This is a genomic window from Pseudomonas sp. HY13-MNA-CIBAN-0226 (genome assembly GCF_040310305.1).
In the GTDB taxonomy this organism is placed as follows: domain Bacteria; phylum Pseudomonadota; class Gammaproteobacteria; order Pseudomonadales; family Pseudomonadaceae; genus Aquipseudomonas; species Aquipseudomonas gregormendelii.
Genome location: NZ_JBEOPS010000002.1, coordinates 52,143 through 66,543, shown reverse-complemented (window position 1 = coordinate 66,543; position 14,401 = coordinate 52,143). Strand labels below are relative to the sequence as shown.

Genomic DNA, 14,401 nt, shown 5'->3' with positions numbered 1-14,401 from the left:
GGATTACAAAGAGGGGATCGCGTCGGGCAACAGCAACATGCGATCCCCGGCGAACGCCCCAACGAACACGTCGGGACCGACCTGCAATGCCGTCGATGCGCCATACAACGCCCCTTCTTGGGCGCGCATCAGTTCACGACTGGTGCCGTTGCGCGGATCGATCAAGGCGACCACCGTCGCGCTGGGGCAGAACTCGTTGTGGCTGAGAAAACACCGGCGAAAGGTCTGTGCATCCGGCACGCCGGCTGTGAGTAATTGGCCATCCGTTGTCCAAGTCAGGTTGTCCGGCATGAAGCCAAGGACGATCTTGCTCATGACTTTTTGCTGCTGCAAATCGTAGTGCCAGATTCCGCTGCCCGGCCACGCGGCAAACCATACTGACCGACCGTCCTGGCTGACCTGAATGCCATTCGGCGCGGGGGCCTCGCTGTCGGGCAGACGGCGCAGTCCCTCGCTGGCGTGCCAGGCAAGCAAATGTCCCGTGGCCCGGCCATCGAGCAGTTTTTCCAGGCGCGGATCGTCCTTCATTGCACTGAAGCTGAACATCGCCGTGACCACAAAGCCGCCGTCGGGTGTAGCGGCAACATCATTGAGCATCGTGCCGTCCTGGCTTTCCACGCAGCCACGCCAGATGGCCTTCCAGCTTTTGCCATCGCTTATTGGCTCGAAAAATTCCACAGCTTCTCGACCGTTGTGATTGACCACCAACAATTGCGATCGACCATCGGTACGTTTGGACAAGTGGATGCCGTGGGCACCTATAGCACCTTGCGGCGCCTCGCACGAAGGTTCTCCCCAACCCGGTGTGGCCTGCCGCTCGATGACCATATCGCTGACTGCCCGGGAGGCCAGCTCCATGACTCGCAAGCGACTTTGATGGCTGGCGGCCAGTCCAGGAGTGGTGCTCAGGAACAGGAAACCGGCATCCGGCGAAAGCTCCAGATCCTCGGGCGGCGCCATGCCGCAAATCGGCGTGTAAGCGCTTTGCGCCACGCACGCGGGCACCTGTGGTTGAGCGGCATAGGCAGCGGTGCTGATAGCCAGCGCCAAGGCAGCACTGGCCAAACGTAAGTTATTCATGATCCAACCCCGGTTTTATTGTAGTTATGCGTCCATGTGCAGGGGCCCAAGCCAGCCGCAAGCCCCTCGCGCCATGGCAACGAGAGGGATGCGCCGGGGCTTAGTTGTCGAGGAAGTCGATCACCAGGCGGTTGAACGCGTCCGCGTGCTCCCACTGAGCCCAGTGGCCACATTTGCTGAACACATGCAGGCGCGCGTCCGGTAGGCCATTGAGCAGCTTCAGGCTCCAGTCAATAGGTACGAAACGGTCGTCGCGGCCCCAGGTGATCAGAGTCGGATGCTTAATGTCCGGGAGGTTGGCAGAAAAATCGCCCATCTGGAATTTGCTCAGATCAACACTCTTGATGAAGTTGTCCAGGTGCTGAGGGTTTGCCAGGATGCTCTTGTGACGCAGGCTGATGAGTTCTTCGGTCAGTGCGCTGGAGTCATAGACAAACACGTCCAGCATCTTCTTCAGGTTTTCCAGGCTTGGGTCACGGTACACGCCAAAGAGCAACTTGATGCCTTCCATCGGTAACGGTGTGAACAGGCTGGTGCGCCCTACCCCACCCGAGCCCATCAGGATCATTTTGTCCAGGCGCTCTGGATAGTCCACGGCAAACCCCAACGCGCTACCACCGCCCATCGAGTTACCCACCAGGTGGGCCTTGTCGATGTCCAGCCCATCCATCAACGCCTTGATCGCCCGCGCGTTAATCACGAAGCGTGGCTCGGCGGTGACCAGAGGGTCCGACTTGCCGAAGCCTGGGCAGTCCATGAGGATCACCCGGTAGCCGGCGTCTACGAACGCATCGACGTTGCGGTGAAAGTTGGCCCAACCCGTGGCACCGGCACCTGAGCCGTGGACCATGATCACGACGGGACCTTCTCCGGCCTCGTTGTAATGCATTTTCCACTCAGGGGTCTGCACGAATTTACTGGTGTTTTCTTGGGTGAATCGACTCATGTGAATTAGTCCTTATTATGGCTGTGAGGCAGGAGCAAACACCGCGTTGAAAACTCGGGTGTGAGGAAAAGAAAGCGTCCGGGTGATGCGCACCACTTCAGCAAATCGCTGAACGCCACGAGACCGCGGCGACGCCTTCTGCATTGAGGAAAGCAACGACTGTGCCAGTCATATAAAAAGGACCGCACATTCGGATTAAGTACTTATAAACCAATAACTTGTAACTTTTATTTGAAAGATAAAAGAAGCTCGGTCGGGCGCTGATCGATATCTCTTGTTCAGAAGTTTTCAAAGATTCATAAAAATCGAAATGAAAAATATGAAGACGTTGAACGCGCCTTTATCGCTGTAATGGCAATACCCGCTTTACTGTTGTTATGTCAGGCAGGCGAGACCCCCAGGGAGAGCGAGCCTGCTCGCGGTGATGGTGGTTCAGCCAACCGCAATGGTGAATGTTCAACCGTTATCGCGGGCAAGCCAGCTCCCATAGGTTGTGCGGTGTTAACGTTTTTTGAGCAGGTCCAGCGCCACGTCGACGATCATGTCTTCCTGACCACCGACCATCCGCCGCTTGCCCAATTCGACGAGGATGTCGAGGGTCTTGAGGCCGTACTTCGCGGCAGCGATTTCGGCGTGGCGCAGGAAGCTCGAATAGACACCGGCGTAACCGAGGGCCAGGGTCTCGCGATCGACCCGCACTGGCCGATCCTGCAGCGGGCGCACGATGTCGTCCGCCGCATCCATCAGCGTGTACAGGTCGGTGCCGTGATTCCAGCCCAGGCGTTCGGCGGCGGCGATGAACACTTCCAGCGGTGCGTTACCGGCGCCGGCGCCCATGCCGGCAAGGCTGGCGTCGATGCGGTCGCAGCCTTCCTCGACCGCGGTGATCGAGTTGGCCACGCCCAGGCTCAGGTTGTGGTGCGCGTGCATGCCGGTTTCGGTTTCCGGCTTGAGTACGGCTTTGAACGCGCGGAAACGGTCACGAATGTCCTGCATGTTCATCGCGCCACCGGAGTCGGCCATGTACACGCAGGTCGCGCCGTAGCTTTCCATCAACTTGGCCTGGTCCGCCAGCTGTTCGGCCGGGATCATGTGGCTCATCATCAGGAAGCCGACGGTGTCCATGCCCAGCTCGCGGGCGTACTCGATGTGTTGTTTCGAGACATCCGCTTCGGTGCAATGGGTGGCGATGCGTACTACCCGGGCACCGGCGTTGTACGCGGCTTTCAGGTCATGAACCGTACCGATGCCGGGCAGCAGCAAGGTGGTGATTTTGGCGTGGCTGATCACGTCGGCGGCGGCTTCGATCCATTCCAGATCAGTGTGCGCGGCAAAGCCGTAGTTGAAGCTGGAACCTTGCAGGCCATCACCGTGGGCAACTTCGATCGAATCGACCTTGGCCTTGTCCAGAGCGCGGGCGATGTCCTGCACATTCTGCAGCGAGTACTGATGGCGAACCGCGTGGCTGCCATCGCGCAGGGTCACGTCGGAGATGTAGATTTTTTTGTCGGGATTAAAGGTCATGTCGGTCTCCTCAGGCGTTGAGCATCGACTGCGCCATGCGCTCGGCGGTAGCCAAGGCAGCGGAGGTCATGATGTCGAGATTACCGGCGTAAGCCGGCAGGTAATGGGCTGCGCCTTCAACTTCGAGGAACACTGAGGTCTTGAGTCCGGAGAAGGTGCCGAGGCCCGGTATGTGCAGCGGCGCGTCTTCGGGAATGATGTCGAACTGCACTTTCTGCTTGAGGCGATAGCCCGGCACATAGGCTTGCACCGCCGCGGCCATCTCCACTATGGATGCCTCGACCAGCGCCTGGTCGGCCGCTTCAGACAGCACAAACACCGTGTCGCGCATCATCAGCGGTGGTTCGGCCGGGTTCATCACGATGATCGCCTTGCCCTTGGCTGCACCGCCGATCACTTCGATAGCCTTGGAAGTGGTTTCGGTGAATTCGTCGATGTTGGCGCGAGTGCCCGGACCGGCTGATTTGCTGGCGATCGAGGCGACGATTTCGGCGTAATGCACCTTGGCCACGCGCGACACGGCCGCGACCATCGGAATGGTTGCCTGGCCACCGCAGGTGACCATGTTGACGTTGAGCTGATCCAGATTCTGTTCCAGATTCACCACCGGCACACAGTAAGGTCCGATGGCGGCCGGGGTCAGGTCTATCAAACGAATGCCCGGTTTGATCGAGCGCAGGAACGCATCGTTCTTCACATGGGCGCCGGCCGAGGTGGCATCGAACACGAAGTCAATGTCCTTGAACACCTCCATGCGGGTCAGGCCTTCGACGCCTTCATGGGTCACCGCCACGCCCAGGCGCTGGGCGCGGGCCAAGCCGTCGGAAGCCGGGTCAATGCCGACCATGACCGCCATTTCCAGGTGCTTCGCATTGCGCAGGATCTTGATCATCAAGTCGGTGCCGATGTTGCCGGAACCGACGATGGCAACTTTTAATGTGTTGTTCATGATGTTGTGCAACCTCAGTCGAAACGCACCGAGCAACTGCCGATACCGGCAATGCTCACCCGCAAATTATCCCCGGCCACCACGGGCACCATCGCCGACAGCGCACCGGACAGAATCACTTCACCGGCCTTGAGGCTCATCCCCAGCCGGCCCAGGGTGTTAGCCAGCCACGCCACGGCGATGGCGGGTGAGCCCATGGTCGCGGCCCCGGCGCCGGTACCGACGATCCGGCCGTTTTTCTCCAGCACCATGCCGGTTGTGTAAAGGTCCAACTCACGCGGGCTGACCAGGCGATCACTGAGCACAAAAACGCCGCACGAAGCGTTATCCGCCACCGTGTCCTGGATCTTGATTTTCCAGTCACGGATGCGCGAATCAACGATCTCGAAACACGCCATCACCCCTTCCGTAGCCCGTAATACATCGGCGACGGTGATGCCGGGGCCTGACAGATCGTGCTTGAGGACGAAGGCAATTTCGCCCTCGGCCTTGGGCTGGATCAGCCCGGCCATGGCCACGCTGGCGCCCTGGTCCACGACCATGGCATCGGTCAACTGGCCGAAGTCCGGCTGCCGCACGCCGAGCATGTCCATCACCGCCTGACTGGTGACCCCGATTTTCTTGCCGATGATCCGCTCACCGCCGGCAAGGCGGCGGGCGATCAGGTGTTGCTGGATCTGGTAGGCCTGCTCCAGGGTCAAGTCCGGATGGCTTTCGGTCAGCGGCGCGATGGCCTGCGCTTCGATCAGCGCATTGAATAGTTTGTCGCCCAGTTGTTGCGTGTCGACGCTTGAATGGTTCACGTAAAACTCCTGTCCTTTGATGAAAATCAGCGCTGCCGGTCGTCGGTGATGGCGTCGTAGCCCGCCTTCGCACAGTCGCAATCCTGCTCCTCACTGGCGCCGGAAACGCCGATGGCACCGACCAGGCGATCGCCCAGGTGCAGGGGCAACGCCCCGCCCATGGGCACCAGTCGTGGCCGCAGAATCAGACACTGGCGGACATGGTCGGGGGCATCACGCAAGCGCTTGCCGACATCGGCGGTGGGCAAGGCGAAGGACACGGCGGTCAGCGCCTTGTCCTGGGCCAGGTCGATGGTGTGCAGGGGCGCCCCGGCGCTTCGACCGAAGGCCAGCAGATGCCCGCCCCCGTCCAGCACCGCGACGCTGACCCGCCAACCGTGGTTGCAGGCGTGTTGCAACGCAGTGTCCAGCGCCAGGCGGGCTGTCGCCATGCTCAGCGGATCGCTCAACCGGGTGTCGGCCAATGGAATGCCCGAGTTCATACAGAGATTTCCTTGAGAGAGGTGGCCGGCTGCGCCACGGGTTTGATCGGATGGAGCAGATAGCAGGCCAATGCGGGCACTAGGATGAGCGCAACCAGCATGTTGCACAGGAACATGAAGGTGAGCAGCACGCCCATGTCGGCCTGGAACTTGATCGGCGAGAACACCCAGGTGACGACGCCCAGGGAAAGCGTCAGGCCGGTGAAGACCACCACCCGACCGGTGAAAATCAATGCCTGCCGATAGGCCATTGCCAGGCTCTCGCCACGGCGCAGCCAGAACAGCGTGACACTGAGGATGTACAGCGCGTAGTCGACGCCGATACCTACGCCCAGCGCCACCACCGGCAAGGTCGCCACTTTCAGTCCCATGTTCAATTGCACCATCAAGGCCTCGGCCACCAAGGACGTGAGGATCAATGGCAGCACGGCGCACAGCACCGCACGCCAGGAACGAAAGGCAATGAAGCACAGCAGCGACACCACCAGGTAGACCCCCAGCAACATCCGCGTGTTGGCGCTTTTGACCACGATGTTGGTCGCGCTTTCGATCCCGGCATTGCCAGCAGCCATCAGGAACGTGGCCTGCTCGTCGTTGTATTTTTCCGCAAAGGCGGCCGTCGCCTGGACCACCGACTCAAGCGTGTCGGCCTTGTGATCCTTGAGGTAGGCGTAGATCGACAGCAGGCTGCAAGTGCCGTTGAACAGCTCGCGCGGTGAGCGCATGGCCGCCGCGTTGATCATCGACTGGTTGGGCGGCAACTCGTCCCATTTGAAGTTGCCCTCGTTCATCCCGACGTTGATCTTGCGTGACAGCCCGGCGATGGACTTGGTGGTTTCAACGCCAGGCAATTCGCGCAGGCGCCATTCCAGTTCTTCGACCTTACGCAGGATCGAGTAATCGACGCACTTTCCGGCCGGGGTTTCGACCATGATCACGAACACGTCACTGCTAGCCTGGTAATGCTCGATGATGAAGCGGTTATCCAGGTTGTAGCGCGAATCGGCGCGCAATTCCGGGGCCCCGGGGTCGAGGTCGCCGACCTTCAAGTCCTTGCCCATCCACAACGCGCCCAGCGCGACAGCGACCGCCACGCCAATCGCCAGTCGCGCCGCACCTCGACCGGTGAAGCGCTCGAACAGCCGCACCAACGATGATGGTGATTGCCCTTCAGCCAGGGTTTCATGCTTGAGGCTACGGGCCGCCGCAGCCGGTGAAACACCGGTAAACGAGAGCATGATCGGCAGCAAGGCCAGGTTGGTGAACACCAGGATGCCCACGCCCAAACTGGCGATCAGCGCCAGTTCCTGGATGACCGGCACATCGACAATGGTCAGCACCGCGAAGCCCACGACGTCCGCCAGCAATGCGGTGATGCCCGCGGCGAACAAGCGGCGAAAGGTGTAGCGGGCGGCGATCAACTTGTGAGTGCCGCGCCCGACATCCTGCATGATGCCGTTCATTTTCTGCGCGCCGTGGCTCACGCCAATGGCATAGACCAGGAACGGTACCAGAATCGAATAGGGGTTGAGCTCATAGTCCAGCAGCGGCAATAGACCTAGCAGCCAGATCACGCCAATCAACGTGCAGCCCTGCACCACCAGCGTACTGCGCACGCAACGGGTGAATTGGTAGAGGATCGCACTGGTGATCAACACCGCCACCGCAAAAAACCCCAGCACCGCGTACAGGCCATCGATCAGGTCGCCCATCACTTTGGCGAAACCGATGATGTGGATGTCGACACCGCGCTGTGAGTACGTACTGCGTAGAGTTTCCAGGCTGTCCGACAGTTGTTTGTAGTCCAGGGACTGACCAGTCTTGGGGTCGATTTCCAACAGGGGCAAATAGATGATGCTCGAGCGCAGGTCACCCGCCACGAGTTGGCCCGTTTCTCCCGAACGCTCGACGTTGTCCCGCAGGCTTTCCAGGCTTTGTGCGCCACCATCAAAGCCATCCGGGACTACCGGTCCACCATCGAAACCTTCTTCAGTCACGCCCTGCCAGCGGGTCGCCGGGGTCCAGAGTGAGCGCATGAAGGCGCGGTCGACACCGTTGACCAGATACAACTCATCGTTGAGTTGGCGCAGTGTTTCCATGTAGTGGGCGTTGAAAATATCGCCCTCGTCCCGCATCGCCACCGCCACCCTTATCGCGTTGCCGGCACCCTTGAGGTCGCGGGCATGCTCCAGGTAGTTGAGAGTGAAGGGATGATGCGCGGGAATGGTTTTCAGGTAGCTGGCATTGAGCCGTACCTGGCTGGCCCCTATCGCGAGTAGCACCGTGACAAGCAGGCAGAAGCCGACGACCAGGAAACGGTGGTTGAACAACACCCGCTCCAGGCGATTACCGGAATGTTTATCGAAATCCGCCAGGGAAGCGATAGCGGTGAAGCCATCGGAATTGCTGATAGCCATCGTAAGTAACCTTCTTCAATACCGGCCGACTCAGCGCAGAGCGCTCGGCAGGAAACGAGTGATGCCATGGGTGCCCACGGCCAGGCTGCCGCCATCGGACAGCGCCAGCAGTGCGATCAACGGGAAGCGTTCTTCGGGCAATACCGCACGGAAGCTGCGACCGTCATCACGGCTGAGCCAGCCCTGCCCCGACTCATCCGCCAACAGCAGCGAGCCGTCGCGCAGTTCGGTGGCCGCCGTCAGGCTCTTGGTCGACGCCAGGGTTACAGGCTGCCAACTGCTGCCCTGATCGACGGAGCGCAACACATGCCCTCGCAAACCCACGGCCAGCAGACTGTTGTTGCGCGTGGCCAAGAGGCCAAAAAAGCTGCCCTCATAAGGGCTGGCAAAACGGGTGAACCCCTGCAAGTCATTGTTCACTCGCAGCAACGCGCCCTGCTCCCCGGCCACATACACCCGCCCACCGAGGACCTGCACTGCGTTGAGGTGTTGTGAATCGCTGCCATCGAGCAATGCCAGCGCCGGCTGCCAGCTCTGTCCGGCGTTTTTCGTGCTGAATGCCAAGCCGTAAGCGCCCAGAGCCAACACCCGCCCATCGCCCATGCACTGCACGGTCAAAAACGGTTTGTCAGCGCCTTCGGCCACCAGGCGGTGCGCCTCGGCGATCCGCTCAGGGTCCTGGCGCACTTGCAAAATCGACTGTGCGACTTGCACGCCGTCCAGTTGCCGGGTCCAGTGCGCGCCGCCATCGCGGGTGGCAAGAATCACCCCGCGATGGCCGACTGCCCAACCATTGGCGGCATCGGCAAAGCAGATACCGGTCAGGCTGACCGAGACCGGAACGCTGGCTTGTCGCCATTGCTGGCCCTGGTCGTCGGAGTAGAGGATGGTGCCGCGCATGCCGGCCACCACCAGACGCTCACCCGCCATCGCAGCGGCGTTAAACGCAAAATGGTTGGCCAATGCCGAAACCGTGGCGGTTTGCTCCAGCGTATCGGCGACGTTTCTTGAGCCGGCGCTAGCGGTCAACACCAGTCCGGCGATCAAGCTGACGCAGAGCAGACTCGCCAATGCACATTTATTTTTATTCACTGCATACCTCCGGTAAGACAGGCGAGCCCCTCCAGGAAGGAAGAACCCGCCACGAACATCAGCGTGCGCTCATCTTGGTCAGCGACTCCGGCGAGAAGAAGCTTTCACGTCGACGCTCGGTGATTGCGTATTGCTCATTGCCCGCGTCGCCCATTGCACAGTTGTACATCCAGGCCTTGGTCCGGTGGTCATGGAAGAAGCCGGTGCAGTAGTTCACCGTGGCCGGGATATCCGGCGCTACGAAGGGCGTCGACAGCGACGTGCGCCACAGGGTGCCTTCGGCATCCCAGCCATCGATCATCGCGTTACCCCAGTTGTCTTCGTCGTAGTAATACTTGCGCTTGGGCACGGCATGACGCTTGCCTGCCTTGAGGGTGGCCTCGACTTCCCAGACCCGATGCAGCTCCCAGCGCATGTAGTCCGGATTGACGTGACGCTGGCCCATGACTTTTTCATCGGCGTTGGCCAGCAATTGGTTGTTGTTGTACGGAATGATCATTTCTTTCTTGCCGATCAGCTTCCAGTCGAAGCGCTCCGGCGATCCGGTGCCACCGTAGTTTTCATCGACGAAATTGACGCCCGACGCCACCGAGTTGGGCGTGTCGAAATTGATGCTCGGCGCACGACGCACCCGGCGCTGACCCGACAGGTATTGCCACAGGGTCCGGCCCTGCACGTAATCCGTCACGTTGTGCACCATCAACGCTTCACCCGCCCGGAAGGCCGGCGCATACGTCAGTTGAATAGCCATCATGAAGTTCGGCCCGGCGGTCTCCACCGAACCGTCCTTGTAGTAGTACGGATACTGCGCATTGTCCTCGGCGGCGGTGGCCAACACGCGCTGACCATCGGCGGTCGTCGTCCAGACCTTGTACTTGCCTTTGGTGGCGTCACCGCGCCATAGCAGCTGGTGGTTCCACTGCACTTCGATGCCGGATTTGGGCAGCGGGAACGGCACCCCTCCGTAGGCGCCCTTGACGATCAGGCCGTCACCTTCGAGCGAGGCGTGCGTGGCATTTTTCAGGGTGTTGTCATACACCCACTGCGGCGCCGATGCCGTACGGCGTGTGGGGAACACGTCGATGCGGAAGGTTTGTGGATTGTCCTTGAACAGTTGAATCACACCGGCGCTGAGTTTGTCCTGGTACTTGGCCAGGTTGGCGGCAGTGATGGTGTATAGCGGCTTGTCCTGGGCGAATGGGTCGTAGGCCCGGTGCCCCTGCTGATAACCCGCCGGCACCGTGGAGTACCCCCCGGTCCACGCCGGGATACTGCCGTCGGCGTTGCCGGCACGTATGGCCCCGAGGGGTGTCAGGGTGGAATTCAATGCCTGAGCGTCTGCCGCACTGACCGCCCCGTAGGCGCACGCCACGGACATGGAAAAGGTGAAACAGGTCAACAGCTGAGCGATCTTGTTGTTGGTCATGGCCGTTACTCAGAATGTATGGGACACGCTGAAGGACAGGAAATCCCGGTCAGCATTGGTCTGTTTGAAGGTTTTGATCCCGCCGATATTGATCGGCGCCGAGGGACCGTAGTAGCCGGTGTAGGCCAGGGTGAAGGTGACCGACTTCAGGTAATCCGCCGTCAGGCCAACGTTGTAGTCGCCGCCCTTGCTCTGGCTGAACCCGCCCACCGCCGAAGAGCGGCCGTCGATGCCGTAGCTCAGACCCATCGGTACCGTCAGGTCGACACCATCGAAGACCTGGAAGTAAGTCGGCGAAAACGCCAGCCGAATCGCCGTGGCATCACGGGTGCCGTTGGGGTCGAGATTGTCCTGGTTCTTGTCGACGCTCAGCCTGCGGTTCCAGGCCAGCTCACCCAGCAGGCTGGCGGTGTCCCAGAACGTCCCGGTCGGCATGATGTAGATCATGTTGACCTGGGCATGAGCTGTACGGCCAACCGCGTACAGCGGATTGCCGTCGTTGTCGCCGTTGCCCGCCAGGTCAGTCATGGTCAGGCTGACCAACGGTGCGTTATCGCGGACAGAGGCTTCGAAACCAAAGTTGATGTCGCCAAACCCACGATTGGCACTGAAGCCATAGGCACGAATGTCCTCGGGGAACACCAGCATGTATTCGCCGATCTGGTCCGCACGACTGCCCGCCCCCACCCCGGGACGCAGCTGCGTCTGGAAGTTCTTGTCGTGATAGTTGATGGCGTACAGGCCGAAGTCGGTATCCAGGGCCTCGGAGCGGTAACGCAGTTGCACGCCCCACTGTCCGCTGTCGCGGGCTTCGATGTCATCGCCGCGATAGAACGAGGCCGCAGGTGCGCCATTCGGCAAGCGCCCCACAACGATCCTTTCACCGCCTTCGTCAAGCAGGTCCGCCGGGCTGAAATAGCTGCCCGCCCCTGGAATTCGCGTACGTTCCCATTCGAACTGGTAGTAGCCACCGACGGAGACGGTCGGTGTGATCTGCAGTTGCGTGGAAAACTGCTTGACCGGGAGGCCAAGCTCCTTGAATTGTGAGTTGGGGACGGTCAGCGCGCGTACCGCATCGATCGGTTGCTGGCCTGCGGCGATACCGTTGCCGCCGTAGAACAGGCTTTCACCGTAGAGCAACGAGTGTTGGCCCAACCGCGACACGCCCCACATTTCTTCGCCCAGATCGTAGTTCGCGTAGACAAACGCATCGCGGAACTCCGCGTCCCGCCCGTGCAAGTCGCGGGTATCTTTCGTGAACCGGTCATACCGTACGCTATAGGCGTTGGCAGTACCCGGCGAGTCGTTGTCGTTGCCCTTGTTGTACACATCGTCGTACCAGGCCGCGCCGCTGACGCGCGCGCCGATCTTCTGGTAGGAGAGGTCAAATTCCGAGAACAGGTCCAGGCGATTGGAAATCATGCCCTTGTCGAAATTGCGGTCGCCATCGTCCAGGTTCGAGTCCGCGACCAGTTTGTCGTGCTGGTCCTTGACGCGCCAGGCGTTGGAGTATTTGACGTTGGTGTCGAAGCGCACCTTCAGGTCGGAACTTCCGGTATCGAACTCCATCGCCTGCGCGCTGGACAATACTGAACAGCCGAGTAAAGCCGCAGCCAGGCGGGTCAACCGTGGACGCTGGGCAGCCGAACGGACACAACCGGATGCTCGGTTCTGATGTATGGACATTAAAAGACCTCTGCGACATTAAGCCGATTTTTGTTTTTATGAGTGACCGCCGAGGAAGCGGTATTGGGTCTCGTCGGGAGGAATGCCTTCCTCCCGATCCAGCGACTCAGTCGTTGAGCGACACAGGGCCCAGGCCGAATATCATCGGTGGCAGTTGCTGCCCCAACAGATAAGCGCCGAGCATGCCCGCCGTGTCATCGGCATTCTGGGTAATGTGGTTGGACGCGGCGATCACGTCGCGCAGGATTCGCTGTAGTGGGTTGTTCAGGTAAATACCGCGGGCCGAGGTGGCCTTGAACAGCAGCATCACAGCCTCTTCGCAGTCCCGACCGACCCGGGCGATGTCGAGCATGTAGTGCACTCGGTCGAAGGCCGGCACCAGTTCACGGCGCTCGACGTATTCGCTGCTCTCGGCCAGCATTTGCAAGAGCCGCGCACGGGCCGAGCGCACCCGGACCACCGCATTGCCCAGCCGATCCTTGACGTACGGGCTCAGTGCCGCCCCGGCGCCGTCGGTGGTGTTGGTGCGCACACTCATCTGCCGGATGTACTCATCGATCCCGCCTTGAGCCATGCCCACGAGCAAGGCCGAAACGGCGCCGAAGAAGATCTGGTTGAAGGGGTACAGGTAGTTCGCCGGACGCTCGCTATAGGTGTACTGGATCAGGCTGTGAGCGCGGTGATACGGCACGAAGGCATGCTTGATCACCAGGCTCTTGCTACCGGTGCCGGCCAGGCCGAAGGTATGCCAATCATCTTCAATGACCCACGCCGAGCTCGGCACCAGCATCGACAGGCGATCGATCACCTGACCGCCGGCATCACGCCGCAGGCCGCCGAGAAACGCCCATTTGCCGTGGTCGCAACCGCTGGAGGTTTTCCACGTGCCGCTGATGTTGTAGCCACCCTCGACCTCTTCGACCTTGCCGAATGGCGGGTAGGACGAGGCAGTGATGACCGCGTTGTCGTCACCCCAGACATCCAGGCAGGCCTGCTCTGGCAACGAACCGTATTCCCACTGGTGGATACCCAGGATCATCATGTTCCAGGCGCTGCTGCAGCAGCCGCGACCCAATTCCATTAGGACCTTGTAGAACACCGCGGGCGCCATCTCCCACCCGCCATATTGCTTGGGCTGCAGAATCTTGAAGAAACCGGCGTCGACGAACGCCTCGATGGTCTGGCTGGAAACCATCCGGTTCTTTTCCACTGACTCGGCTTTTTCCATCAGCATCGGAATCAATCCCCGCGCACGCTCCAGCAATTGCGCTTCGCTTGGGATCACCTGGGTCTCCACGGTCTCGGTTGGCTTGACGAAGTTGTTCATAGGTCTGTGATCTCTTGTTTATTGTTTTGTCTGCATGTCGCAAGCCGTCAGGGCTTCACTTGAGCGCAGCGAACCTGCTGTTGAAGTACACCAGGGGGCCGTCCTGCTCTTGCAAGCCCCGGACGCCGACCACCTCACCGATAAACATGTCGTGGGTGCTGGCCGGAATCACTTGCTCCAGGCGGCACTCGAAACTCACCAGGGCGTCTTCGAGCAACGGCACGCCGGTGACACCCGACTCCCAGCAAGCTTGTGCAAAACGCTCCTCGCCGCTGACCCCTTCGACCATTCCGGCAAAGCGCTTGGCAATGAACTCCTGGTCATGGGCCAGCACGTTGATGCTGAAAGCGCCGGCGCGCTGAATCACTTCATGGGCCCGAACATTGCGGTTCACGCAGATCAGCAACCGCGGCGGGTCGGCGGTGATCGAACACACCGCCGTCGCCGTCAGCCCGGCTCTCTCGTTGTCACTGCCGCTGGCGATCACTACACAGGCACCGGCCAGATGGCGCATGCCCTTACAGAAATCAGCGGTGGCTACCGTCGGCGCAATCACTGCTGGCGTACTACTTGATTGAATGGCGTTTAACATGTGGAAAACCTCACTGTGTCGCAGGCACGGGTGGCCCACAGGCGTGATTGCTGCGTGACCAGGCCGGCAGCCCGCCG

Annotated in this window: 12 protein-coding genes; all 12 read right to left on the bottom strand. The window is 60.6% G+C overall.

The features are described 5' to 3' along the window. Nucleotides 1-3: 3 nt before the first annotated feature. The 12 genes from AAEZ05_RS02450 to AAEZ05_RS02395 all read right to left on the bottom strand — a co-directional run bounded on the left by AAEZ05_RS02450 (nt 4) and on the right by AAEZ05_RS02395 (nt 14,324). Nucleotides 4-1,080 carry an SMP-30/gluconolactonase/LRE family protein gene (locus AAEZ05_RS02450; protein ID WP_350646532.1) on the bottom strand — a complete coding sequence of 359 codons (1,077 nt, stop codon included), beginning with the start codon at nt 1,078-1,080 and terminating at the stop codon, nt 4-6. Between the two features lie 100 nt (nt 1,081-1,180). Continuing rightward, the gene (locus AAEZ05_RS02445; protein ID WP_201148260.1) at nt 1,181-2,026 is read right to left on the bottom strand and encodes an alpha/beta fold hydrolase; all 846 of its coding nucleotides are present in this window, start codon (nt 2,024-2,026) and stop codon (nt 1,181-1,183) included. A gap of 501 nt (nt 2,027-2,527) precedes the next feature. Beyond that, the gene (dmpG, locus tag AAEZ05_RS02440; RefSeq protein WP_350646530.1) at nt 2,528-3,550 is read right to left on the bottom strand and encodes a 4-hydroxy-2-oxovalerate aldolase; all 1,023 of its coding nucleotides are present in this window, start codon (nt 3,548-3,550) and stop codon (nt 2,528-2,530) included. A gap of 10 nt (nt 3,551-3,560) precedes the next feature. After that, nucleotides 3,561-4,499: an acetaldehyde dehydrogenase (acetylating) gene (locus AAEZ05_RS02435; protein ID WP_350646529.1), complete on the bottom strand. Its 939-nt coding sequence runs from the start codon at nt 4,497-4,499 to the stop codon at nt 3,561-3,563. A 14-nt stretch (nt 4,500-4,513) separates the two neighbouring features. Continuing rightward, nucleotides 4,514-5,302: a 2-oxopent-4-enoate hydratase gene (dmpE, locus tag AAEZ05_RS02430; RefSeq protein ID WP_350646528.1), complete on the bottom strand. Its 789-nt coding sequence runs from the start codon at nt 5,300-5,302 to the stop codon at nt 4,514-4,516. A gap of 26 nt (nt 5,303-5,328) precedes the next feature. Continuing rightward, entirely contained in the window at nt 5,329-5,784 is a 456-nt protein-coding gene (locus AAEZ05_RS02425; RefSeq protein ID WP_350646527.1) for a GlcG/HbpS family heme-binding protein, read from the bottom strand. After that, on the bottom strand, nt 5,781-8,201 hold the full coding sequence (locus AAEZ05_RS02420) for an efflux RND transporter permease subunit (RefSeq protein ID WP_350646526.1): 2,421 nt from the start codon (nt 8,199-8,201) through the stop codon (nt 5,781-5,783). Before AAEZ05_RS02420 ends, AAEZ05_RS02425 begins: the two co-directional genes overlap by 4 nt. Before the next feature lie 30 nt (nt 8,202-8,231). After that, on the bottom strand, nt 8,232-9,293 hold the full coding sequence (locus tag AAEZ05_RS02415) for a WD40/YVTN/BNR-like repeat-containing protein (protein ID WP_350646525.1): 1,062 nt from the start codon (nt 9,291-9,293) through the stop codon (nt 8,232-8,234). Nucleotides 9,294-9,351: 58 nt separating this feature from the next. Next, on the bottom strand, nt 9,352-10,719 hold the full coding sequence (locus AAEZ05_RS02410; RefSeq protein WP_350646524.1) for a DUF1329 domain-containing protein: 1,368 nt from the start codon (nt 10,717-10,719) through the stop codon (nt 9,352-9,354). Between the two features lie 9 nt (nt 10,720-10,728). Further along, nucleotides 10,729-12,405 carry a DUF1302 domain-containing protein gene (locus tag AAEZ05_RS02405; RefSeq protein WP_350646523.1) on the bottom strand — a complete coding sequence of 559 codons (1,677 nt, stop codon included), beginning with the start codon at nt 12,403-12,405 and terminating at the stop codon, nt 10,729-10,731. Between the two features lie 106 nt (nt 12,406-12,511). Next, the gene (locus AAEZ05_RS02400; RefSeq protein WP_350646522.1) at nt 12,512-13,732 is read right to left on the bottom strand and encodes an acyl-CoA dehydrogenase family protein; all 1,221 of its coding nucleotides are present in this window, start codon (nt 13,730-13,732) and stop codon (nt 12,512-12,514) included. A gap of 55 nt (nt 13,733-13,787) precedes the next feature. Further along, entirely contained in the window at nt 13,788-14,324 is a 537-nt protein-coding gene (locus tag AAEZ05_RS02395) for a flavin reductase family protein (protein ID WP_350646520.1), read from the bottom strand. Nucleotides 14,325-14,401 lie beyond the last annotated feature (77 nt).

What these genes read in the sequence shown, in the direction of transcription:
- AAEZ05_RS02420 (WP_350646526.1), bottom strand. Translation starts at nt 8,201, where the DNA reads ATGGCTATCAGCAATTCCGATGGCTTCACCGCTATCGCTTCCCTGGCG.
- AAEZ05_RS02400 (WP_350646522.1), bottom strand. Translation starts at nt 13,732, where the DNA reads ATGAACAACTTCGTCAAGCCAACCGAGACCGTGGAGACCCAGGTGATC.
- AAEZ05_RS02405 (WP_350646523.1), bottom strand. Translation starts at nt 12,405, where the DNA reads ATGTCCATACATCAGAACCGAGCATCCGGTTGTGTCCGTTCGGCTGCC.
- dmpG (WP_350646530.1), bottom strand. Translation starts at nt 3,550, where the DNA reads ATGACCTTTAATCCCGACAAAAAAATCTACATCTCCGACGTGACCCTG.
- AAEZ05_RS02450 (WP_350646532.1), bottom strand. Translation starts at nt 1,080, where the DNA reads ATGAATAACTTACGTTTGGCCAGTGCTGCCTTGGCGCTGGCTATCAGC.
- AAEZ05_RS02425 (WP_350646527.1), bottom strand. Translation starts at nt 5,784, where the DNA reads ATGAACTCGGGCATTCCATTGGCCGACACCCGGTTGAGCGATCCGCTG.
- AAEZ05_RS02445 (WP_201148260.1), bottom strand. Translation starts at nt 2,026, where the DNA reads ATGAGTCGATTCACCCAAGAAAACACCAGTAAATTCGTGCAGACCCCT.
- AAEZ05_RS02435 (WP_350646529.1), bottom strand. Translation starts at nt 4,499, where the DNA reads ATGAACAACACATTAAAAGTTGCCATCGTCGGTTCCGGCAACATCGGC.
- AAEZ05_RS02395 (WP_350646520.1), bottom strand. Translation starts at nt 14,324, where the DNA reads ATGTTAAACGCCATTCAATCAAGTAGTACGCCAGCAGTGATTGCGCCG.
- AAEZ05_RS02410 (WP_350646524.1), bottom strand. Translation starts at nt 10,719, where the DNA reads ATGACCAACAACAAGATCGCTCAGCTGTTGACCTGTTTCACCTTTTCC.